Annotated in this window: 20 protein-coding genes; 1 reads left to right on the top strand and 19 read right to left on the bottom strand. The window is 64.9% G+C overall.

All coding sequences use genetic code 11. The features are described from left to right. Positions 1 to 16 precede the first annotated feature (16 nt). The 7 genes from EB231_RS07950 to EB231_RS07920 form a co-directional block, all read right to left on the bottom strand. Positions 17 to 793: an SDR family NAD(P)-dependent oxidoreductase gene (locus tag EB231_RS07950; RefSeq protein WP_172348327.1), complete on the bottom strand. Its 777-nt coding sequence runs from the start codon at positions 791 to 793 to the stop codon at positions 17 to 19. Between the two features lie 200 nt (positions 794 to 993). After that, a complete protein-coding gene (locus tag EB231_RS07945; protein ID WP_056577120.1) occupies positions 994 to 1,830 on the bottom strand; it encodes a GntR family transcriptional regulator in 837 nt (278 codons plus the stop codon). A 71-nt stretch (positions 1,831 to 1,901) separates the two neighbouring features. Continuing rightward, a complete protein-coding gene (locus EB231_RS07940) occupies positions 1,902 to 3,146 on the bottom strand; it encodes an MFS transporter (protein ID WP_172348326.1) in 1,245 nt (414 codons plus the stop codon). Beyond that, the gene (locus EB231_RS07935; protein WP_172348325.1) at positions 3,143 to 3,595 is read right to left on the bottom strand and encodes a MaoC family dehydratase; all 453 of its coding nucleotides are present in this window, start codon (positions 3,593 to 3,595) and stop codon (positions 3,143 to 3,145) included. Before EB231_RS07935 ends, EB231_RS07940 begins: the two co-directional genes overlap by 4 nt. After that, complete coding sequence (locus EB231_RS07930) at positions 3,592 to 4,032, bottom strand: Zn-ribbon domain-containing OB-fold protein (protein ID WP_172348324.1); 441 nt, start codon at positions 4,030 to 4,032, stop codon at positions 3,592 to 3,594. The genes EB231_RS07935 and EB231_RS07930 overlap by 4 nt, the downstream gene beginning before the upstream one ends. Continuing rightward, on the bottom strand, positions 4,032 to 5,183 hold the full coding sequence (locus EB231_RS07925; protein ID WP_172348323.1) for a thiolase family protein: 1,152 nt from the start codon (positions 5,181 to 5,183) through the stop codon (positions 4,032 to 4,034). The genes EB231_RS07930 and EB231_RS07925 overlap by 1 nt, the downstream gene beginning before the upstream one ends. Beyond that, entirely contained in the window at positions 5,180 to 7,126 is a 1,947-nt protein-coding gene (locus EB231_RS07920; RefSeq protein WP_172348322.1) for an acetoacetate--CoA ligase, read from the bottom strand. Before EB231_RS07920 ends, EB231_RS07925 begins: the two co-directional genes overlap by 4 nt. 81 nt (positions 7,127 to 7,207) lie before the next feature. Here EB231_RS07920 and EB231_RS07915 point away from each other — a divergent pair, with 81 nt between their 5' ends. Further along, positions 7,208 to 8,437, top strand: coding sequence for an acetyl-CoA C-acetyltransferase (locus tag EB231_RS07915; protein WP_281411431.1), 1,230 nt, complete (start codon positions 7,208 to 7,210; stop codon positions 8,435 to 8,437). A 160-nt stretch (positions 8,438 to 8,597) separates the two neighbouring features. Here the strand turns inward: EB231_RS07915 and ssuD are convergent, their stop codons facing one another. From ssuD to EB231_RS07855, 12 genes are all read right to left on the bottom strand, one after another. Then, positions 8,598 to 9,755 (bottom strand): FMNH2-dependent alkanesulfonate monooxygenase, encoded by a 1,158-nt coding sequence (ssuD, locus tag EB231_RS07910; RefSeq protein WP_172348320.1) that lies wholly within the window; start codon positions 9,753 to 9,755, stop codon positions 8,598 to 8,600. A 38-nt stretch (positions 9,756 to 9,793) separates the two neighbouring features. Continuing rightward, positions 9,794 to 10,642 carry an ABC transporter permease subunit gene (locus EB231_RS07905; RefSeq protein ID WP_172348319.1) on the bottom strand — a complete coding sequence of 283 codons (849 nt, stop codon included), beginning with the start codon at positions 10,640 to 10,642 and terminating at the stop codon, positions 9,794 to 9,796. Beyond that, entirely contained in the window at positions 10,639 to 11,433 is a 795-nt protein-coding gene (locus EB231_RS07900; RefSeq protein WP_172348318.1) for a taurine ABC transporter ATP-binding protein, read from the bottom strand. Before EB231_RS07900 ends, EB231_RS07905 begins: the two co-directional genes overlap by 4 nt. 67 nt (positions 11,434 to 11,500) lie before the next feature. Then, positions 11,501 to 12,508, bottom strand: coding sequence for a taurine ABC transporter substrate-binding protein (tauA, locus tag EB231_RS07895; RefSeq protein ID WP_172348317.1), 1,008 nt, complete (start codon positions 12,506 to 12,508; stop codon positions 11,501 to 11,503). A gap of 378 nt (positions 12,509 to 12,886) precedes the next feature. Further along, the gene (locus EB231_RS07890) at positions 12,887 to 13,774 is read right to left on the bottom strand and encodes an MBL fold metallo-hydrolase (protein WP_172348316.1); all 888 of its coding nucleotides are present in this window, start codon (positions 13,772 to 13,774) and stop codon (positions 12,887 to 12,889) included. A gap of 390 nt (positions 13,775 to 14,164) precedes the next feature. Next, positions 14,165 to 14,518, bottom strand: a complete 354-nt coding sequence (locus EB231_RS07885; protein ID WP_172348315.1) for a cupin domain-containing protein — start codon at positions 14,516 to 14,518, stop codon at positions 14,165 to 14,167. 133 nt (positions 14,519 to 14,651) lie between these two features. Beyond that, positions 14,652 to 15,545 carry a sugar phosphate isomerase/epimerase family protein gene (locus EB231_RS07880; protein ID WP_172348314.1) on the bottom strand — a complete coding sequence of 298 codons (894 nt, stop codon included), beginning with the start codon at positions 15,543 to 15,545 and terminating at the stop codon, positions 14,652 to 14,654. A 71-nt stretch (positions 15,546 to 15,616) separates the two neighbouring features. Then, entirely contained in the window at positions 15,617 to 16,555 is a 939-nt protein-coding gene (locus EB231_RS07875) for an ABC transporter substrate-binding protein (protein WP_140772521.1), read from the bottom strand. 80 nt (positions 16,556 to 16,635) lie between these two features. Further along, the gene (locus EB231_RS07870) at positions 16,636 to 17,628 is read right to left on the bottom strand and encodes an ABC transporter permease subunit (protein ID WP_140772523.1); all 993 of its coding nucleotides are present in this window, start codon (positions 17,626 to 17,628) and stop codon (positions 16,636 to 16,638) included. Beyond that, positions 17,625 to 19,169, bottom strand: coding sequence for a sugar ABC transporter ATP-binding protein (locus EB231_RS07865; RefSeq protein WP_172348313.1), 1,545 nt, complete (start codon positions 19,167 to 19,169; stop codon positions 17,625 to 17,627). Before EB231_RS07865 ends, EB231_RS07870 begins: the two co-directional genes overlap by 4 nt. Beyond that, positions 19,166 to 20,545: an FGGY-family carbohydrate kinase gene (locus tag EB231_RS07860; protein WP_172348312.1), complete on the bottom strand. Its 1,380-nt coding sequence runs from the start codon at positions 20,543 to 20,545 to the stop codon at positions 19,166 to 19,168. Before EB231_RS07860 ends, EB231_RS07865 begins: the two co-directional genes overlap by 4 nt. After that, positions 20,542 to 21,324 carry a DeoR/GlpR family DNA-binding transcription regulator gene (locus tag EB231_RS07855; RefSeq protein ID WP_172348311.1) on the bottom strand — a complete coding sequence of 261 codons (783 nt, stop codon included), beginning with the start codon at positions 21,322 to 21,324 and terminating at the stop codon, positions 20,542 to 20,544. The genes EB231_RS07860 and EB231_RS07855 overlap by 4 nt, the downstream gene beginning before the upstream one ends. Positions 21,325 to 21,418: the final 94 nt, after the last annotated feature.

The raw sequence follows: 21,418 nt of genomic DNA, 5'->3' as shown, positions 1-21,418 counted from the left end.
ATCCTTGCTCGGCCCGTCACCAGGCCGTGTAGCCGCCATCGATCGACAGGATCGCGCCGGTGACGTAGCTCGACGCCGGCGAGGCGAGAAACAGGATCGCCGAAGCGATCTCGTGCGGCTCGCCGAGCCGGCCCATCGGCGTCATGTCGATCCAGGTGTTGAAGAGTTCCGGACGCTCGCGCATTTTCAGCGTCATCTCGGTGCCGACATAGCCCGGCGCCAGGGCGTTGACGCGAACGCCCGATTTCGCCCATTCGACGGCGAGCGCCTTGGTCATCATGTGCACGGCGCCCTTGCTCACCATATAGGAGGGCGCGGTCTGCGGACGGTTGATGACCAGGCCCGACATCGAACCGAGATTGACTATCGAGCCCTTGTTGCGGGCGACCATCGAGCGGCCGAAAGCGCGTGAGACCCAGTAGACGCCGTTGACGTTGACATCCATCACCAGGCGCCATTCCTCGTCCGATGTGTCGAGCGCGGTGTTGAGGCGGGCGATGCCGGCGCTGTTGACCAGTATGTCGACCTGGCCGAAATCGCTGACGATCCGGGCGGCCATCGCCTCGACGGCTTGCGGATCGGTGACGTCCAGCACGCGGCCGTCGATGCTTGCGACACCGGCCGCCGTGAGTTCGTCGGCGGCGGCCTTCAGCCCTTGCGCATTCATGTCGAGAAGGACGATGCGCGCGCCGCAAGTGCCAAGCGCCTTGGCGGCCTCCAAGCCGATGCCGCTGGCGCCGCCGGTGACGACGGCAACCTCGCCCGTCAGGTCGAATTGCGACCGGTAATCCACGCAGATCCTCCATCGGGACCAGGCTTGCACGCGGGCAAAATCTTCCCCTCGCCGCCAAGGCGGCGTCGCAAGCCGATCGATCCTGATAATGCCTCCAGGGTCAGGCTCCTCCCGACCCCATGACAAGGACGTTACAGAAGCTTCCCGGGTCCGTCAATCTGGTTATAACCAGAAAACGGATTCTTTTTCACGGATGTGATTCAGGTGCGATCGACACCGTTCACCGTCGCCGACGGCTGCTCGACCGCCATGTGGATGCGGGCGACGGAGGAGTTGTAGAAGGCCTCGTAATATTCGAGCGCCGCGCCGTCCGCGTCATAGGCGATCGACTCGATCTCGATCAGCGGCGTGTTGGCGGCAACGCCCATCTGCTCGGCCTCTTCCTTGGTGGGCAAGGCCGCGCGCAGCCAGCGGTCGGCGCGCTTCACCGTCAGGCCGAACACCGCGCGGATGGTGCCGAAAATCGACTGGTTTTCCGACAGGATGTTTTCGAGACCGGGCACCCGGTGCCCCGGCAGGCTGATGCGCGTCATGGTGATCGGCGCGCCGTCGGTCATGTAGACGCGGCTGATGCGGACCACGCTGCCATTGGCGGGAATGCCGAAGACGCTGGATTCCTTCTCGTTCGGCGGGCAGCGGTAGATCTCGAGCGTGCGCGTCGAGACCTTGTGGCCCTTCGCCGTGAGGTCGTCGAACACGCCGAGATTGGCGGTCATGAAGTCGACATGCTCGCGCGGTGCGGCAACGAACATGCCTTTGCGCGGCATCTTGATGATGCGGCCTTCGCTGGACAGCGAGCCGATCGCGGCGCGCACGACCGGACGCGAGACGCCGAAGAAGTCGCACAGCGCCTGCTCGGAAGGGATGCGCGAATTGGCCGCCAGCAGGCCGGTGTTGATGGCTTCCTCGACCTGGTTGCGCAATTGCACCCACAGCGGTGCCGCCTCGTCGCGGTTGAGCTCGACCTTGGAGCCGATCGAGCGGAACGCCTCGGCGGCTCCGGCATCTTCCTGGTCGTAGCGAGGACGCCCACGCATTCTGGTCGTTTGTTCCATTCGGTCCCGCCGCAAAATCATTTGCCGCGACTCAAGGAGCGGCAGCGTCCTCCCTAACGGAGGCCGCCAGCCATATTCACGCTCTCCGGCAAGTTTCGCAACCACAGCATGGCGACGGCTCCGAGGAGCGGGCCGGGAACCAGCAGCAGGAAGGCCCAGCGCCAGCCGCCGATGAGGTCGGCAAAGTGCGGTGTCAGCCAGATGGCGAGCACCGTCAGCGCGAAACCGGCGCCGAGTTGCACCGAGAGTGCCGTGCCGACAAAGCGGCGGTCGGCAAGCTCGGTGATGGCGGCGGAGAACTGCGCGGAATCGCCGATCACCGAAATGCCCCACACGACGGCCACCAGCATGAACAGCCAGAGCGGCCCGGTGAACAGAAAGCCCATCAGCAGGGCGCAGCTCCCCGAGACGATCATCATGCCGGCTGTGGTCGCCGTTCGGCCGATGCGGTCCGACAGATAGCCTCCGAGCAGGCAGCCGAGCATGCCGGAGGCGACGACGAAGAAGGTCGACAGCGAAGCGGCGGCGGCTGTTCCGATCGCCTGCGCTTCGAAAGCGGCGCGCGTGTAGGCAAGCAGCCACGCCCACATGGCGTAGAGTTCCCACATATGGCCGAGATAACCGAGATTGGCCAGCAGCAGCGGCTTTTCACGAAACACCTGGCCGATGCGCGCCGGCTCGAACACCGCCTTGCCGAAGGGATAGGGCCCTTCCCTGGCAAACAGCAGGAACAGCAGCGCGCCGATGGCCGTCGCCAGGCTGGCGGCGGCGACCACCGGCCGCCAGTCGAGCGCGCCTGAGGCGGCGCGGAACAGATGCGGCAGCGCCGAGCCGATGGTCAGCGCGCCAATGACCGCGCCGAGCGCCAGCCCCCTGTCGCGCGTGAACCAGGTTGCGACCAGCTTCAGGGCCGGGGGATAGACGCCGGCGAGTGCCGCGCCGGTAACGATGCGCGCGGCGATGGCGCCGCCCGGATCGGGGTGGAACAGCAGGCTGGCATTGGCGAGCGCGGCAATCATTGCTGCCGCCGCCATGAGACGGCTGAGCCGAACCAGGTCGGGAAGGTTGACGAGGCTCGCCGCCAGCGCACCGATCACGAAGCCGACCTGAACGCCATTGGTCAGCCAGGCCTCGGCGCCAGGGCCGAGCGCAAGCTCCTGCTTCAGTTCGGGCAGGATGGCGGTCGCCGAAAACCAGGTGGTCAGCGACAGGACGACCGCCAGGCAAAGCAGCGACAGAACGCGCCAGCGTTCGCAGTCGGCCGCCACGCCAAGCCGGCTGTCGCCCACCGTGTTCATGCGCCTTGCAGCGGAACGGTGAACACGGTCGCCGTGCCGGTGAGACAAAGCTCGCCCTGGCCGTTGCGCACGCTGGTCTCGATCTTGCAGATCGGCTTGTCGGGGCGCACCTCCTTGACCTCGACGCGCCCGGTGATCTCCTCGTCGACGCCAACCGCCTTGACGAACTTCCAGGCGACCTCGAGGAACACGGTGCCGGGTCCCGGCAGATCCTCGGCGACCAGCGCATTGAGGATACCCGAGGTGACGCCGCCCTGGACGATCAGCTTGCCGAACACCGATTTCTCGGCCAGCGCGCGGTCATAGTGCAGCGGATTGCGGTCACCGGTGATGTCGGTGAAGGCTTCAATGTCGCTGATGCGCGTGCGGCGCGTGCGTTCGGCAAAGGCGCCGACCTGCGGACGGCCCTTCACCACGCCTGCCCAGCCGTCTTTCGTCTCGGTGCTCATTTCGGCTTCTCCTCTGTTGCGGTTTCGACGGGTTTGAAGGCCGGCAGGACACGGCCGCCTATGGCTGTCGGCGCGAGCAACAGCGCGTCCCCCACCTTGGGCGATCGCATGCCCGGCAAGATGAAGCTGAGCATGGTCGGGCCTTCGGCCAGTTCGACCAGCCCAACCACGTAAGGTGCCGCCGGCAGCCAGCCGGGATGGCCCGGCTTGTGCACTTGTGAAAAGGATTTCAGCTGGCCCCTGCCCGACGCCTCCGTCCATACGAGGCGCTTGCTCCAGCAATGCGGGCACATCGGGCGAGGATAGAAGACGGCCTTGTCGCAGTCCTCGCAGTGCTGGATTTTCAGCCGCCCTTGCGCCGCGGCGTCCCAGAATGGCTGAGTCGACGCGGTGATCGTCGGAGCGGGGGTTTTCAATGTGTCGAGATCGACGGACATCAGGCGGCTCCCAGCACGAGCGCGGTCGCCTCGCTCATCGTCGCGCCATTGCCGGTGACCAGTGCCAGCTCGGCCTTGTCGATCTGGCGTTCGGCCGCCTCGCCTCTGAGTTGACGCACCGCCTCGACGACATGCGTCATGCCGCCGGCAAGATCCGGCTGGCCGAAGCCGAGCTGGCCGCCATGGGTGTTGAGCGGCTTGTCGCCTTGGTGAGAAAGATCATGGTCGCGCAGCCATGCGCCGAACGCGCCCGGCGCGCAGAGCCCGGCATCCTCGATCGTCGTGGCGACCATGATCGTGTAGCAGTCGTAGAGCGACAGGAGATCCATCCCATTGGCGTCTGTGCCAGACTGCGCGAAGGCTCGCGCCATGGCGCTCTTCAGCGGACCGGAGGTGAGGCTGGGCGCCTGACTGACCGCGCGATGCGTGACCTTCTCGCCGGCGCCAAGCAGATGCACGGGTCTTCTGGGCAGCGCGCGCGCACGTTCGGCCGAAGTGACGATCACAGCCTCGCCGCCGGCGACCGGCATGACGATCTCGTAGAGATGCAATGGCGAAGCGACCATCGGCGAAGCCAGCACGGCGTCCACATCCGCCGGTTTGCCGAAAAAGATGGCGTCGGGGTTGAGCTGCGCATTGGCCCGCGCCGCGGCGGCGATCAGCGCGAAATCCCTGGCGGTCGAGCCATGCAGCGCCATATGCGCCTGCATCAGCAGCGCGTAAGAGATGTTGGCGCCCGAGGCGCCGAACGGCACGTCGAACTCGCGGATCGGATTGCGGTTGGGCGAGCGGGGCGCCGCCGCCTCGCGGTTGTTGGCGAGCACGCACAGCACTGTCTCGCACATGCCGGCCTCGATCGCCGCCGCCGCGCGCCAGACCATCCCTGCCCCCGAAGCGCCGCCGAGGTCGACGACATTGGCCATGGTCGGCGCCAACCCGAGATATTCGGCAATCGTCGCCGGAACATGCTGCGGCGTCTCGCCGACCTGCGGCCCGACCAGCAGCCCGTCGATATCAGCCGGCTCCAGCCCGGCATCGAGCACCGCCAGACGCGAGACCTCCGCGATCATCTCCAGCGTCGTCACGCCGCTGGTCAGGCGCAGTGGCTTCAACTCGCCGATACCGACGATCGCTCCCTTGGCTCGGCTCATGCCGCCTTGCTCCTGTCGAGCGCTCGGTATTCCTCCAGGCATGCGGGATTGGCGAGCGAAGCGATATTTTTCACCGGCTTGCCCTCAAGTGTCGTTCGCGCCGCCCCTTCCACCCGTTTGCCGTTGAGCGTGTAGGGCACGGCCTGCACCGCATGGATGCGGTGCGGCACGTGACGCGGCGAAGCGCCCTCGCGAATGGCGCGGCGGATCCGCGCGGCAAGCTCGGTCGTAAGGCCCAAACCGGCGTTCAGCTTGACGCAAAGCACGATCTCTTCGTCGCCTTCGACCGGCGCGCCGAAGACCAGGCAATCCTCGATCTCGGCGAAGGTCTCGCAGGCGGCGTAGATTTCGGCCGTGCCGATACGCACGCCGCCTGGCTTCAGCGTCGTGTCCGAACGGCCATGGATGATCCCCGAGCCGTGCGCCGTCATCTCCGCGACATCGCCATGCGTCCAGATTTCCCGGCGTGCGGCAAAATAGGTGGCGTGGTAACGCGCGTCACCGTCCTTGCCCCAGAAGGTCAGCGGCATGGACGGGAACGGTTCGGTGCAGACCAGGTCACCCTGCCGGCCGATGACCGGGGCGTTGCGCTCGTCCATGGCAGCCACCGCGAGGCCCAGCCCTTTGACGGTCAGCTCGCCGCGGCGAACGGCGTGGATCGGCGAGCCGAGCAGGAAACAGCCGATGATCTCGGTGCCGCCCGAGATCGAGGCAAAGATCATGTCCGACTTCACATGCGCGTAGACCCAGTCGAACTGGCTGGGAGAGACCGGCGCGCCGGCTGAGAGCAGGGAGCGCAGCGAGGACAGGTCGTGCAGCCGTCCCGGCGCGTAACCTTCGGCGGCCAGCGTCGCCAGATATTTCGGGCTGGTGCCGAAATGGGTGACGCGTGCACGCTCCGCCATTGTCCACAGCGGACTGGGGTCGAGGCCATCAGTGGTCTTCAGGATCGGCGCGCCGTCATAGAGCACCACGGTCGCGCCGCAGGCGAGGCCCGAGACCAGCCAATGGTACATCATCCAGGCTGTGTTGGTGTACCAGCTCATCACGTCGCCGGGGCGAACATCGCCGTGCAGCAGATGCTCCTTCAGATGCTGGAGCAGCACGCCGCCGGTGCGGTGGACGATCGCCTTCGGCGCACCCGTGGTGCCCGAGGTGTAGAGCACATAGGCCGGATGGTCGAAGGGCACGCGTTCGAAGGCGAGCGCGCCGTCGCCGCCGAAATCGTCGAAGGCGAGACAAGTCGCCGCGCAGTCCGGCCTTGCGCCCGGCTCGCCGGTCAACACCAGCGTGGTCACGGTCGGCATCGCAGCGACGATCTCGGCCAGCCGCTCGGAGATGTCGTGTTTCCTGCCCGCGTAATGATAGCGCGGCGCGGCAAACAGCACCTTGACGCCGATCTGGCCGAGGCGGTCGACGATCGCCGCGGCGCCGAAATCCGGAGAGCAGGACGACCAGACGGCGCCGATCGACAGCGTCGCCAGCAGTACCACGAGACCTTCGACGCGGTTGGGCAGGATGCCGCCGACGCTGTCGCCCCTCGCCACGCCGGCCGCGCGCAGGCCTTGCGTCGTCCTGGCGACGCGCCGACGCAACTCGCCAAGGGTGAAGGTACGGAAATGGCCACTCTCGTCCGCCTCGATGACCGCGGCCCGATCATCGTCGCCCCGCAGCAGGTTTTCCGCGAGATTGAGTGATGCGTCGGGGAAGAACCGGCTCTGCGTCATCGGCGCCTGATCGTCGCGCAGGAAAGATCGCGCGCCGGGATCGCCGATCACGCGGCCAAAGTCCCACACCGACCGCCAGAAGGCGCCGGTGTCACTGACCGACCAGCGATGCAGCGTTTCGTAGTCGCGCGGGTCGAAGCCGTTGGCCCGGCAAAAGCGCGCAAGATTGGACGATTCGAACGCGGCCGGCGCCGGCGCCCAAAGCACGGATGACATAAATTTCCTCCCGGAATGCAGGCCGGCACGAAGCCGTCATCTTGTCTGCATGTTGCTTTCAGATTATTGGTTATAACCAGAATGTCAAGCGGTGAACACAGCCTGTGTGCCGCGAAGGTGGAGGACGGGAAATTGCAAGATGCGGTGTATATCGTCGCGGCCAAACGCACGCCGATCGGCAAGCTGAATGGCGCGCTCGCCAGCCTTTCGGCGGCGGAACTGGGCGGACAGGTCATTCGGGCGATGCTGGCCGAAACCGGGCTTGCGCCAGGGGCCGTCAGCGAAGTGATCATGGGCCAGGTGCTGACCGGCGGCGCCGGGCAGAACCCGGCAAGACAGGCATCGCTCAAGGCCGGCCTGCCGGTCAGCGTCCCCGCCATGACGGTCAACAAGGTGTGTGGCGCCGGCCAGAAGTCGATCCACCTTGCCGCGCAGGCCATTCGCTGCGGCGACGCCGATTGCGTCATTGCCGGCGGCCAGGATTCGATGACATCGGCGCCGCACTTCATTCCAGGCGTTCGCGGCGGCGTGCGCATGGGCGACCGGGTCGTCAAGGATTCGATGATCACCGACGGGCTGTGGGACGCCTTCCATCAGGTCCATATGGGCGTCACGGTCGAGTCGCTGGCGCGGCGCTACCAGATCATCCGCGATGAGCAGGACCGTTTCGCGCTGCGCTCGCAGGAGAAAGCCGACGCCGCCATCCGCTCGGCAAGGTTCGACGATGAGATTGTGCCTGTCTCCTTAAAGACCACGCAAGGCGATGTCATTGTCGGCCGCGACGAGCATCCAAACCCCTCGACCACCCTCGAAGGGCTTGGCCGGCTGAAGCCGGTCTTCGAGCGAGAGGGGACAATCACGGCCGGCAACTCCTCCGGCCTCAACGACGGCGCCGCCGCCGTGCTGGTGATGTCGGAGACACGGTTGAACGAACTCGGGCTAAAGCCCCTCGCCCGCATCGCGTCCTATGCTTCGGCGGGTGTCGAGCCGATGGATATGGGGCTGGGCCCTGTCGCGGCGTCGCGCCTTGCGCTGGAGAAGGCCGGCTGGCGGCCGTCCGAGCTCGACGTCATGGAGATCAACGAAGCCTTCGCCGCGCAAGCGATCGCGGTCAACCGCGAGATGGGCTGGAACGAGGAGATCATAAACATGAGTGGCGGCGCCATAGCGCTCGGCCACCCACTGGCCGGCTCCGGCTGCCGCATCGTGGTGACGCTGCTTCACGAGATGACGAGGCGCAAGGCCCGCAAGGGCCTGGCCTCGCTCTGCATAGGCGGCGGCCAGGGTGTGGCGATCTGCCTGGAGCGGTGAACGGAGGCTTTGATCGGTTGGCGTCCGAGAGCTTTGGACGACGGCCTTGGCCAAGCCACCTCTGGAATTTCGTCACGGCGAATGACTCCAGCGGCCCGGGAGGATGTGAAGGCCGGCCTTTGGCCGGTCCACATGCGCCCAGATCACGGGCAGCACGACATCACGAAGCGGATGCGGCGGCTTGGGGGCGGACTCCACGTCCGAACTCGACGTCCCAGCTACGCTCCGCTTGCGCGGCCTCACCGCTTAGTCCGAGTTTGGGGAAAAGAAGTTCAGCAACGTTGAACGCCTCTTCCAGATGCGGGTAGCCCGATGCGATGATCGTCTCGATGCCGATGTCCTGATACTCGCGAATCCGCGCCGCGACATTGTCGGGATTGCCGACCAGCGCCGTTCCCGCACCGCCGCGCACCAGCCCGGGTCCCGCCCACAAATTCGGGCCGACGACCAGCCGGTCGCGCCGCCCCTGATGAAGCGCCGACATGCGCTTTTGGCCGACGGATTCCGAGATATTGGTGAACCCGTTCTGGGCTTCGGCGATCAGGTCGTCGGTGACATGGCTGATCAGACGGTCGGCCGCCGCCCAGGCCTCATCTTCCGTTTCGCGCACGATCAGATGAATGCGAAGTCCGAAGCGCATCGTCCGGCCTTGCGCCGCGGCGGCCTTCCTCACGCGATCGATCTTTTCGGCAAGCTGGTCCACCGGCTCGCCCCAGCTCAGATAAGCGTCGACGTGCTTGGCGGCGATCGCAATGCCGGCGTCGGATGAGCCTCCGAACCACAGTGGCGGGTGGGGCTGCTGAACTGGCGGGAAGGAAATGTCGGTGCCATGGGCGGACAGATACTTGCCCTCGAAATCAGCCGGCTCGCCCGAAAGTATCCGCCGCCAGATGGTGAGGAACTCGTCGGTCTGCGCATAGCGCTCGTCATGACCGAGCTTGTTGCCGTCGCCGGCGAGATCGGCCGGGTCGGCTCCGGTGACGACATTGAGCAGGACACGACCACCGGAAATGCGGTCCAGGGTGGCCGCATGACGCGCGAACAGGGCCGGCGTTCCGCTGCCCGGCCGCAGCGCCACGAGGAACTTGAGCCGTTCGGTGAGCGGGATCAGCCCCGCCGCCACGATCCAGGCATCCTCGCACCGCGTCCCGGTGGGCAGGAGCACACCCTTGAAGCCAAGCCGGTCGGCGGCCTGGGCAATCTCCCTGAGATATCCGAACGTCGCCGGACGGTGCCGTTCGTCCGTGCCGAGATACGGTCCATCGCCATGGGTCGGCAGGTACCAGTAGAGGTCGAGCGGACGGGTGTTGCTGGACATGGGTTGCTCCTTCAGGGCTGTGGAATGTAGGGCAGGCGTCAGATCTTGCCCTTCCAGGGGATGAGGCGATGCTCCAGCCAGCGCATGCCGCTGGTGAAGGCGAAAGCAAGGATGGCGATGACGATGAGGCCGACGAATACGACATCGGTGGCGAGAAAATTGGCCGCCGACATGATCATGTAGCCAAGGCCCGACTGGGCCGCGATCAACTCGGCCGCGACCAGCGTCGACAGGCCGGCGCCGATGGCGATCTTCAGGCCGGTCATGATCTCCGGCAATGCGGACGGCAGGATGATGCTGGTGAAGAGCTGCAGGCGGCTGGCGCCAAGCGACAGTGCGGCATTGATCCGTTCGATGGGCACGGACCTGACACCGGCCTGTGCGGCAAAGCAGATCGGAGCAAAGGTCGACAGCGACAGGAGCACGATCTTGGAAGTCTCGCCGATGCCCAGCCAGATGATCAGCAGCGGCAGGTAGGCCAAGGGCGGCAGCCCCCAGTAGAGGTCGATCGGAACGCTGAAGATGCCCTTGACCCAGCGATTGAGCCCCATCAGCAGGCCAAGCGGAATGCCAAGAAAAATGCCAACGCCGAGCGCCGCGGCGATGCGGCCAAGGCTTGCCAGCGTGTGGTCGAGGAGCGTGCCGTTGGCATAACCGTCGGCCCAGACGGCCCTGAACTGGGTCAGCACCTCGGCGGGCGAAGGCAGGAACAGCGGCGAGGCCCAGCCGAAATGCGCGGCGAGGAACCACAACGCGATCAGCGCAGCCAGCGTGACCAGGCTGATGCCGAGTGTGCTTGTCGATGTCGACCGGCGTGGCCGAGCGGACCGCGCGCTGTGAGTTGTCGAAGCTGGAAATGAGGTTCCCGAATTGGCGGCAAGCGTCATTGCAAGGTTCCTTTGCGGGCGCCTTCCGGCAGGTGGATGAGCGAGCGGATTTCTTGACGCAGTTCGATGAAGCGTGGGTGGGACTGGATTGGCCCGATGTCGCCGCTCTCAGCGAACTCGCGCACGAAATCGGCGTCGAACCGAGCAACGATACGGCCGGGCCGAGGCGACATCACAACGATGGTCGTGCCGAGCGTAAGGGCTTCCTCGATGGAATGCGTGATGAACAGGATCTGCTTGCCGGTCTTGGCCCAGACCGAGGCCAGAAGCTGCTGCATCGTCTCGCGTGTCAGGCTGTCGAGGGCGCCGAAAGGCTCGTCCATCAACAGTATCTTCGGATCGGTGGCCAGCGCACGCGCGATGCCGACGCGCTGGCGCATGCCGCCGGAAAGTTCGTAGGGCGGTTTTTCGGCGAAATCGGCGAGCCCGACCAGATCCAACAGGCGTCGTGATTGCTCACGTCGGTCGCCGCGCCGCACGCCTCGGTATTTCAGGCCGAGAGCAACATTGTCCAGCACGCTGGCCCAGGGCAGCAAGGTATCCTTCTGGAACACGACGCCCCGATCGCCGCCGGGCGCGACAATCTCCTTTCCATCCAGCGTGATCGAGCCTTCGGTAAGCGGCAGGAAGCCGGCGATCGCGTTGAGCAATGTCGACTTGCCGCATCCGGAAGCGCCGACCGCGACGACGATGGAATCCGGGGCGATGTCGAGCGAGACATGATCGAGCGCGTGTACCTCCTGGCCATCCGAGGCTGGAAAGGTGACACTGGCGTCGCGAATTCGAAGCATGGTGGCCTCCAGGCAGCCTGGCTGGCGGGATTTCCGCCAGCCAGAACCGAATGTCGTTCGGGGATTTCTAGTTGGAGGCCCCGGCGGCCTCCGCGTATTGCGGATCGGCGGCCGCTGCGTAGCTGTCCTTGATGGTGGTGATCTTCTTCTGATCCTTCAGGAAGCCCGCGGTGTCCTTGAGTATCTTCGCAACTGCGCTCTTGTCGCCACCGCCCAGCCATTTATCCGACACCTGCTCGTCGAGCGGCGGAACGACAGTCGTCTTCAACTGTTCGGAATTCTCGGCCGCCGTGCCGCCCTGCAATTTGGCGATCGCCTTGGCGTTCTCGGAGTCCGGTCCCCAGGCGGCCGGGTTGCCCAGATAGGACGTGGTGTAGCCGTCGATCAGCCGGACATACTGGCCGAGGAAGTCGGGATTGGCCTTGGCGAAATCGCCAGTCACGACCAGCGCGCTGAAGGTCGGCGCGCCACGATCGGCAACCTGGCCGGCCGTGAGCAGGACCTTGCCGTTCTTCTTGAGTTCGGAGAGTGCCGGATCCCAGACGAAGGCGCCATCGATGTCACCGCGCTTCCAGGCCGCGACGATCTCTGGCTGCGGAATGGCGATGACCTGGGTTTCCTTCTCGGAAATGCCTTCCTGCTTGAGCACGGCGAGAAGCTGGTAGTGGTCGGTGGAAACCGGCGCGGCGGCGAGCTTCTTGCCCCGCAGTTCGGCCGGCGTCTTGATCTCGGGTCGCACCACCAGGGCTTCACCGTCACGAGAAACCGACGAAATGTAGAACGCCTTCACGTCGATGCCCTTGCTGACGGCAGCGGCGAACGGGCTCGATCCCACGTCCCCGATCTGCACGTCGCCGGACGCGATGGCGGCAAAGATGTCGGCACCTGAGTTGAAGCGGCGGAACTCAATGTCCCAGCCGGTCTTCTTGGCAAGATCGCCATTGGCGATGCCGAGATTGTAGGGGTTGGCACCGGTCTGGTAGGCGATGACGACTTTCTTGTCGGCGGCGTGCGCTGCAGCGGAAATGGCTGCCAGGGCAAACCCGACAAGGGTGGCGGAAATCAGTTTTCGCATGGCATTCAATCCTTTTGAACAGAGGGCAAACCCCTCGATTGCCCGCCCTGGCCAAGAGCGTTGGACTAAATTCCACTTAATTTATAGATTTAGATAGAAATGAAATTCTGAAATGCGGCTCGCCTTTGAAAAAGAAGCGGGCCCCGACATCGGGTTTGTCGCGCATGGCGACTGTCGAGCCGAATATGATTGCCTGGACCGCACAACTTGGCGTCAGCCGGCATCAACGTCTATTTCATCACGAACCCAAATCCGGGATCGCGCGGATGGCGCATTCTCGACGGAAGGCGATGATTTGCTGCTCCAGCGCGCCAATGGTCAGACAGCTGTCCCTCCAAGTCACCGCGCCATAGCCCTCTTCGACCAAGGACCAGAAGCCTACCGAGGCTTGTCGCTCGGCGCCCATTTGAAGTGATCGCCGTCTTTCTCGATATAGCCAACACCCGGGAAGGGGAAATGTGGCGCAAAGATCATTTCGTGGTCCTTGGCAAGTGTCGCCAAAGTCTTGGCCCGGCTGTGCTCCGCCTCCGGCTTGTCGCCGTCGAAGGCCACCGCCCAGTCGGGCTTGGCAAGCGAGAGGATCGAACTGTGCACGGTATCGCCGATATCGAAAAGCCGTTCCTTTCCGGATTTGATCTGATAGCCGACATGGCCTGGCGTATGGCCCTTGAGCGCTACCGAGGTAATGCCGGGGGCCACCTGGGCGCCGGCCTTGAACGGTTTCACGTGATCGGTGATCACCTTGACGATATCGGCCACGGCCTCGTTGGACTTGGCGAAATTCCACTCCACGTCCGACATCCGTATCGTGGCGTTGGGGAAAGCGAGTTTCCCGTCCTTGACCAGTCCTCCGATATGATCGGGGTGAGAATGGGTGATCAATATTTCGCTGACGTCACCTGCTTTCACCCCGGCCTTGGACAGGCTGTCCTGCAGCGCGCCGCCGACCCCGGTGTCGATCAGCACAACGCTGTTCTTTGATTTCACCAGCAAGGCATCGACGCTCAGCGTGATGGTGTCAGTCGGAGCCCCCGCGGCCTTGAGCAATTCGCCGACTTCCGCGGGGCTGTGATCGAGGCCGAAGGTCGTGCCATCATTTGGTTTCACGAACTGGGCGTCATGCAAGGCGATAATGTCAAGCTCGCCAAGCTTGAACGACTTGGCGTCCGCCTGCTGCGCAGGCATCTGCGCCATTGCCAACCCTTGATGCAGAACCATCAAGGCCGTCACGGCCATCAGCCTGACCGTGGAATTGAACCTTGTCATACGGGTATCCTCTCGCTGCGGGCGGCGCGACCGTAACGGATTACCTCCACCGCGACAGGCAGTTTGGGGTCCCGTTCGATCACAAATGCGCTAGCGGATATAGGTCGCGAGCATGCTCCGGCAACGGCGGTCCGTTGCCGATGTCCGTTTTCCCGGGACGACTTCATGAGCTGGCGCATAAGCCTTCTCCAACGCTCGGCCTTGCCGATGACGTAGTCGAAATAGGCATCGTCCTCTTCTGTACGGATCATGCGATGGCAAGGCGTGTCATGAGAGGCACTGGCGTCCGCCTTTCCAAGCGAGGCAAGCCGCCAAACCGATATGGCAAGGAAAAGCCCGCCATGGTTCGCCATGGCGGGCCTCTCATGCTGCAACTGCGATCAGGCTGGTTCAGCCAACCCTGACCACGAAATGCTTGGTCACCGGCTCGATGATCTTCCAGGTTCCCTTGAAATCGGCTTCCACGACGAAAGCGTCGCCGGGGCCCACTTCGACAGGCGTGCCGCCGTCCGGCGTGATGATGATGCGGCCGGCGATCATGTGCACGAACTCGTAGTCGGTGTAGGTCGCGTGATAGGTGCCGGGCGACGCCCGCCAGGTTCCCGATATCACCTTGCCGTCCGCGGTCGTGTGCTGGACAGCGGTTTGCATGGTCGGCTGGCCCTCGACCGCGATCCAGCCTGGCAGGTCGCCGCCTTCCGCGTGTTCGACGGGGCCGAATTTGAGGATCGTCTTGTTCGTCATGCCGGGCTCCTTTTGCTGTCCGAGAGGTCGGATAGCCGATGCGCATGACGGGAGCAATGCAAATACCAGGAGAACCAGCGGCGTTTCCGCATCAGGCAATCCAGCTTGGGACGTCCTGCTGCCCGTTCCCGCGTTACGGTTTGTGCCGGGCCGAGACGAGTTCGGCCTTGCGGCGTGCCGTTTCCAGCCCAAGACCGATGAAGGCGCGCGCGTGCTTGGCGAGCGCCATATTGTCGGTCCACAGATTGCGCCAGATCGCGGTTTTCTTCGACAGGTTCTCATCGACGATCTCCGAGGAGAAGGATTCGAAGCTGAGATCGTCGGCGTAGCCGATTGCCGTCAGCGCATCGAAGATCGCGGCGAAGTCGATGTTGCCGGTGCCCAGGAAGCCGCGATGGCTTTCGCCGATATGGACATAACCGATCTTGGCCGCGGCATGGCGGATGGCCAGCCCGAGATCGGCCTCCTCGATGTTCATGTGGAACGTATCGAGATGCAGGAAGATGTTGTCCGACCCGGTGTCCTCGATGAAGGCCAACCCTTGCGCGGCGGTGTTGAGCAGATTGCTTTCGAAGCGGTTGACGATCTCGAGATTGAGCGTGACGCCGGCCGCCTTTGCCGTCTCGGCAACCTTGGCCAGTGTTCCGGCGCTGCGGCTCCATTGGTCGCGCGTCGGCGCTTCGACCTGCAAGCCGTGGCTGGCCGACAGAATGCCGGCGACCTTGCGGCCGCCCAGGTCGCGCGTCAGTGCGATGGTCTCGTTGAGGATTTCGACGCCGCGCGCGGCGACCGCCTTGTCGGCGCTCGATATGTCGCCGTCACCAGGCAATCCGATGCTGATCGCCACACCGAGGCCGAGATCGGCGATACGTTTGGCAAGCCCGCCAATGTCGACATCGGCGGGATCGAGGTAGGAGAATTCGATCAGGTCGAAGCCCGCCTCCCTGGTGTTGGCCAGCGTGCGTTCGAGCTCGCCCTGCGCCGAGCTTGCCGACCAGACGAAAGAATGGATTCCGATGCGCGACATGATCGTCTCCGGGTTGGCGGCGATGAGGAAGGCGCGGCCGGATCAACCCGGCCGCGCCTGTGTCGGACTGATCAGCGGGCCGCGGTCCAGCCCTTGTAGTCCTTCAGGTTCTCGGCGGTGATCAGCTTGGGATCGAGCAGCACGGTTGCCTCCGCCGGCTTCTTGCCGGCGAGCAGCTCCGCCGCCATCGTCAGCGACTGACCGGCCATCACATAGGGGTCCTGCGAGGCCGAGGCCTTGATCATCGAGGTGCCGGAAGAGAGCTCCTTTTCGATGTCGGGCGCGCCGTCGACCGCGGTGATGATGAACTCGGAGCGGTTGAGCTGCTTGGCGGCGAGCTGGGCGCCGATCGCGGTCGGATCGTTGATGGCGAACACCGCGTCGATCTTGTCGAAACGGGTGAGCAGCGACTGGAACACCTTCAGGCCGCCGTCGCGCGAACCTTCGGCGTTCTGGTCGTCCGAGAGGATCTTGATGTCGGGATGCTGCGAAAGCACGTTCTTGCAGCCCTTGACCCGCTCCAGGATCGACGACGACGCCGGGCCGTTGAGGATGACGTAGTCACCCTTGCCGCCAGTGTGGTCGACCAGGTACTGGCAGGCTTCCTCGCCGGCCTTGACGTTGTTGGTCATCACGGTGACGTCGGCGCCCGGCGCCGAAACGTCGAAGGCGGCAACGATGATGCCGGCGGCCTGTGCCTTCTTCACCGCCGGTGCGATCGCCTTGGCGTCGACAGCGTTGAGCATGATCACGTCGACGCCGGCGGCGATGAAGGAATCGACCTGCGAGACCTGCTTGTTGAGGTCGTAATCGGCCGAAACCGACGTCACCTCGACCTTCGGGTTGATCTTCTTGGCCGCGTCCTCGATGCCCTTGATGGTGGCGACGAAGAAGGGGTTGCCGAGCAGGCCGACCGAGATGCCGACCTTGTTAAGGTCCTTGGCCGATGCCGGCGCGATGGCGACGGCCGCGAATGCGGCGCCGCAGAGCAGTTTGGCGATGGTCTTCATTACGCTTACTTCCTCCGATTGCCCCGCGCCTCTCACGGTGCGTTACACAAGCCGGCCTTTGATGCCGGCGACCAGGTCACTCACGTTCTCGCCCCTGCCTGGAGCCGGTAGCGGTCGAGGGCGACCGCCACGATGATGACCAATCCCTTGATGATGTACTGCCAGATGTCCGAAACGCCGGCCAAGATGAGCCCGTTGGAGAGCACCGCGATGATCAGGCCGCCGATCAGCGTGCCCCAGATCGAGCCGACGCCACCGACGAAGCTGGTGCCGCCCAGGATGACCGCGGCGATGGCGTCGAGTTCGTAGGACTGGCCGAGCTGCAGGCCATTGGCGGCATAGAGCCTTGCCGCCGACATCGCGCCGCCGAGCCCGGCGAGCAGGCCGGAAACGCCGTAGACGAAGAGCAGCACCAGCGGCACCTTGATGCCGGTCAGCCGCGCCGCCTCGGCATTGCCGCCGACGGCATAGATCCAGGTGCCGAGCACCGTGCGCTTCAGCACCAGCCAGGACAGCACGACGACCGACAATGCGATGACGACCAGCCAGGGAATGCCGAACAACGAGCCGTTGCCGATGAAATCGAACGGCAGGTCGGAGTTGAACACGGTCGTATCCTGCCCGAGCAGGCGGGCAATGCCGCGCACGGCCGTCAGCGAACCCAGCGTGACGATGAAGGGGGGCAGCCTGATATAGGCGACGAGCAGCCCATTGATGAGGCCAAAGCCGAGGCCGGCCAGGATGGCCGCCGGCACGCCGAGGAGACCCCAGTCAGGCACCAATGACACCAGCACCGCCACCATCGCCGCGGCGGCGAGGATGGAGCCTACCGACAGGTCGATGCCGCCAGTCAGGATGACGAAGGTCATTCCAGCCGCCAGCACGATGTTGATCGATGATTGCTGCGTGACGATGAGCAGGTTGGTTTCGGTGAGGAAGCGGGGATTGATGAACTGGAAGCCGGCCGCCAGCAGCACCAGCACCGGTAGCATGCCAAGTGCTGCGAAGGCGGTGCGCAGCCGGCGGCTCCTGACCGCGGCCTGATCCACGCTCGTCGTTGTTCTGTCGGTCATTCCTGGGCCGCTCCCGTCGCAAGTTCCATGATCGCTTCCTGACGAAGCGGCTCGCCCCCGGATGCAGCCACCTCGCCCGCTATGGTGCCGTCGCGCATCACCAGCACGCGGTCGGCGACGCCGATCACCTCGGGCAATTCGCTGGAGATCATCAGGATGGCGATGCCTTTGTTGGCGAGATTGTCGATCAGCCGGTAGATTTCCGACTTGGCGCCGACGTCGACGCCGCGGGTCGGCTCGTCGAGGATGACGACCTTCGGCTCGGTTTCCAGCAGCCGGGCGAGCAGCACCTTCTGCTGGTTGCCGCCCGACAGCGAGCCCGCATTGGCCTGCGCGGAACGGGTACGGATCGACAGGTCGGTAATCGCTTTTGCCGCACGCCTGTCGGCGGCGCTGAAATCGCGAAATCCGGCGGCCCGCGCGTCCCTGGCCAGCACGCCCATGTTGATGTTGTCGGAAATCGACATGTCGAGGAACAAGCCGAGCTCCTTGCGATCCTCGGTGAGGTAGGCGATGCCGGCATCGAGCGCCTCGCGCGGCGAGCCGATGGAGATCGGTTTGCCCTCGAGCTCCACCGTGCCCGATATGCGTTTGTCGGCGCCGAAGATCAGCCGGGCAAGCTCGGTGCGGCCGGAACCGACAAGACCCGCCAGGGCCAGCACCTCGCCCTTGTGAAGGTCGAACGAACAGTTCTTCAACAGCCGCCCGTCGGACATGCCGTGCACCGAGAGCGCGACCGCGCGCTTCTCGTCCGGTGGGCGATGATCCTTCTTGTAGAAGGCGGAGAGATCGCGTCCGACCATCATCGACACCAGCCGCGAAGCGTTGAGGTCGGCGCGTTCCAGCGTGCCGACATAGCCGCTGTCGCGCAGCACGCTGACGCGATCGGCGAGCTGGTAGACCTCTTCCATGCGATGGCTGATGTAGATGATGGCGATGCCTTGCGATTTCAGCGTCGCGATCACCTCGAACAGCCGGTCGGTCTCGCGTGAGGTCAGCGACGTTGTCGGCTCGTCCATGACGATGATGCGCGCATTGGTTGACAGCGCACGCGCGATCTCGACCAGCTGGCGCTCGCCCAGCGATAGGGTGGAGACCAGGGCGCGCGCCGAGAAGGAGACGCCGAGCCGCGCGATGATTTCGTTCGCGCGCAGGCTGCACTGGTCACGGTCGACGATGCCGAAGCGCCGCGGCTCGTTGCCGAGGAAGATGTTCTGCGCCACCGTCAGGTTGGGCGCCAGCGACAGCTCCTGATAGATCACCGCGATGCCCGCGGCGCGCGCCTTGATCGGATCGCCGGTCGCGGTGGGCGCGCCATCGATCAGGATCTCGCCTCCCGCATCCGGACGATAGGCGCCCGACAGCACTTTCATCAGCGTCGACTTGCCGGCGCCGTTTTCGCCCATCAGCGCGTGCAGTTCGCCGGCATGAACGGTGAGCGAGACATCATGAAGGGCGCGGATCGCGCCAAAGGTCTTGGAGATGTGGCGCATCTCCAGCACTGGATGATTGCTTGCGTGTTTCTGCGCCGGCACGCTCATCGTGCACCACCCGCAGCCTTGACGGTGGCGCCCTGCGCGACAATGCGATCGCGCCAGGCGTCGCGGTAGCCGGCGAGGCCGCCGAAGCCCGTCGCGTGCGCCGGCTCTGGCGCCTCGGCGGCGAATTCGCGACCGACGCTCTCGAATGCGAGCGCTGCCGCCCCCGTGGCACTGCCTTCCAGTGAGGCGCCCTGCAGGAATGCCTGTCCGGGACGCAATTGTGCAATGAGCCCGGCAAGCAGCCCGCCGACGTTCAGCCCGCCATCGACGATGACGGTGTTTTGCGAATGGATGAGGTCAAGGCAGAGATCGACCATCAGCGCCACATAGAGCAGAGCCGCCGCGGCGCGTTCTCCGGCATCGGGCGTGCGTCCGACCAGCCGGCCGGGACTGTCCGGCATCGGGCCGCCCGGCGCGAAGCTCGGCAGCGCCATGATGCCGGCGTCGATCGCTTGCTGGATCGAGCCATGCGGAATCGCGCCTTGCCAGCCGTCGCTGATGACGGCGAATTCGCGCCCGCCCATGAAGCGGATGGTCGGCACCGGGCCGCCGTCGACATCGACATTGACCAGCATGTCGCGCTCACGGTCGAGCACGTCCAGCGGGCAGTCGGGATTGAGCACGATGACCCATGTGCCTGTCGACACGACGGTCAGCGGGCCAAGGTCCTGCCGGCGATAGGCATGCAGCGCCGCATTCGAGTCGTGAACGCCATTGTGGATGGCGATCGGCCGCGCCGCGCCTGCAAGGCGCCGTTCGCCGATGACCGTGCCGGCGCGCTCGAAGGCCGGCATCCGCCCGCGCCACCCCTGGGCATCGACCAGTGAGGAGAAATCGCGTTTGCGCGGCGCCCACAAATGCGAATGGCAACCGAGATAGGACACTTCGCAGGCTGGCCGGCCGCCCAGGCGCCAGCTCCAGTATTGCGGATAGGCGAGGATCGATTTCGACGCCGCGAACGCATCGGGATCGACCTCCTGCAGCCACAGCATGTGACGACCATAGTTGAAGCCGAGCGGCAGGCGGGGCGAGAACGTCTCGGAGAAGTCCGGGATGCCGCGATCGATCCGCGCGGCGATTTCGGCCGGCGGCTCCTGCTCGTAGTCGAGGATCGGATGCGTCAGCGCCGCGTCATCGACGAGAGCAAAGGTGCAGCCATGGCCCGACACCATCACCCCTTCCACGCCATGGTTTTCGATCGCGTCAGTGACGGCACCGAGTGCCCAATCATGGAGCTCGGCCTCCTCGAGCACGCTGAACCCGTCCTTGCGCGTCCATTTCGGCTGGGTCCGGCGCTCGTCGAGAATGCGTCCGTCCTGGCCGAAGACGAACAGCTTCGAATTGGTCTTGCCGAAATCGAGCACCGCCAGCCTCACGGGATCGCCCCCGAAGTGGAAGCAATCCGCACCATGACGCCGGCATCCTCCAGCATGCGCGCATCGGCATCGGAGAGCCCGTCATCGGTCACCAGCGTGCCGATGCGCGACAGGGGCAGCGCGACATTGCGCGCGTGGATCGACAGTTTGCGGCTGTCGGCCAGCACCACGATCTGGTCGGAGCAGAGGCTGAGGTCGGCGATGGAGCGCACCAGCAGCGGGTGCGATTCCAGCACCCCTTCCTGGTTGAGACCTTGTGCGCCGAGAAAGAATTTCGATGCGTAGAAGGGCGTTGCCTGGGTCAGGGAGTGGATGATGCCGGGCTCGCGATGCAGGTCACCACCCGCAACAGTCAGGCTGCAATGGCCGTGGTCGCTGAGATAGGCGGCCAGCGGCATCGAATTGGTGTAGAGGCGGATGTTGCGGTCGGCGAGCTTGACTCCGAGGTGGAAGCAGGTCGAGCCGCCATGGACGATGACGGCGTCGCCGTCGCGCACCATGGTCGCCGCTACGGCCGCGATCTGCCGCTTGGCCTCGACGGCGAGGTCACGGTTCTCGTCATAGGGCCGGGCATAGGCAATGCCCGCCTGCGAGGCCCCGTCGAGCGCCGAGATGCCGCCATAGACCTTGCGCGCCTCACCGGCCTCGTCGATCCGGTCGATGTCGCGCCTGACCGTCGCAGCCGAAACGCCAAGCCGCTCCTGCAGCTCGCGCACCGAGGCAAACGGGCGATCCCGCAGCAGTTCGACGATCTGACGCTGGCGGCCGGAGTCGCTCAACTTCTTCCTCCCAATGCCATTTTCCCACGGCAATTGGTGCAACTTACTCAACATCAGTGAGATTGCAAGCCAGTTTTGATGATAGTAGATCACT

Source organism: Mesorhizobium sp. NZP2298, from assembly GCF_013170825.1.
Lineage (GTDB): Bacteria > Pseudomonadota > Alphaproteobacteria > Rhizobiales > Rhizobiaceae > Mesorhizobium.
This window is presented reverse-complemented; position numbering and strand designations above follow the sequence as displayed.

What these genes read in the sequence shown, in the direction of transcription:
- EB231_RS07875 (WP_140772521.1), bottom strand. Translation starts at nt 16,555, where the DNA reads ATGAAGACCATCGCCAAACTGCTCTGCGGCGCCGCATTCGCGGCCGTC.
- EB231_RS07890 (WP_172348316.1), bottom strand. Translation starts at nt 13,774, where the DNA reads ATGACAAGGTTCAATTCCACGGTCAGGCTGATGGCCGTGACGGCCTTG.
- EB231_RS07940 (WP_172348326.1), bottom strand. Translation starts at nt 3,146, where the DNA reads ATGAACACGGTGGGCGACAGCCGGCTTGGCGTGGCGGCCGACTGCGAA.
- ssuD (WP_172348320.1), bottom strand. Translation starts at nt 9,755, where the DNA reads ATGTCCAGCAACACCCGTCCGCTCGACCTCTACTGGTACCTGCCGACC.
- EB231_RS07920 (WP_172348322.1), bottom strand. Translation starts at nt 7,126, where the DNA reads ATGTCATCCGTGCTTTGGGCGCCGGCGCCGGCCGCGTTCGAATCGTCC.
- EB231_RS07900 (WP_172348318.1), bottom strand. Translation starts at nt 11,433, where the DNA reads ATGCTTCGAATTCGCGACGCCAGTGTCACCTTTCCAGCCTCGGATGGC.
- EB231_RS07935 (WP_172348325.1), bottom strand. Translation starts at nt 3,595, where the DNA reads ATGAGCACCGAGACGAAAGACGGCTGGGCAGGCGTGGTGAAGGGCCGT.
- EB231_RS07915 (WP_281411431.1), top strand. Translation starts at nt 7,208, where the DNA reads ATGTCAAGCGGTGAACACAGCCTGTGTGCCGCGAAGGTGGAGGACGGG.
- EB231_RS07930 (WP_172348324.1), bottom strand. Translation starts at nt 4,032, where the DNA reads ATGTCCGTCGATCTCGACACATTGAAAACCCCCGCTCCGACGATCACC.
- EB231_RS07945 (WP_056577120.1), bottom strand. Translation starts at nt 1,830, where the DNA reads ATGCGTGGGCGTCCTCGCTACGACCAGGAAGATGCCGGAGCCGCCGAG.
- EB231_RS07925 (WP_172348323.1), bottom strand. Translation starts at nt 5,183, where the DNA reads ATGAGCCGAGCCAAGGGAGCGATCGTCGGTATCGGCGAGTTGAAGCCA.
- EB231_RS07880 (WP_172348314.1), bottom strand. Translation starts at nt 15,545, where the DNA reads ATGTCGCGCATCGGAATCCATTCTTTCGTCTGGTCGGCAAGCTCGGCG.
- EB231_RS07865 (WP_172348313.1), bottom strand. Translation starts at nt 19,169, where the DNA reads ATGAGCGTGCCGGCGCAGAAACACGCAAGCAATCATCCAGTGCTGGAG.
- EB231_RS07885 (WP_172348315.1), bottom strand. Translation starts at nt 14,518, where the DNA reads ATGACGAACAAGACGATCCTCAAATTCGGCCCCGTCGAACACGCGGAA.
- EB231_RS07905 (WP_172348319.1), bottom strand. Translation starts at nt 10,642, where the DNA reads ATGACGCTTGCCGCCAATTCGGGAACCTCATTTCCAGCTTCGACAACT.
- tauA (WP_172348317.1), bottom strand. Translation starts at nt 12,508, where the DNA reads ATGCGAAAACTGATTTCCGCCACCCTTGTCGGGTTTGCCCTGGCAGCC.
- EB231_RS07870 (WP_140772523.1), bottom strand. Translation starts at nt 17,628, where the DNA reads ATGACCGACAGAACAACGACGAGCGTGGATCAGGCCGCGGTCAGGAGC.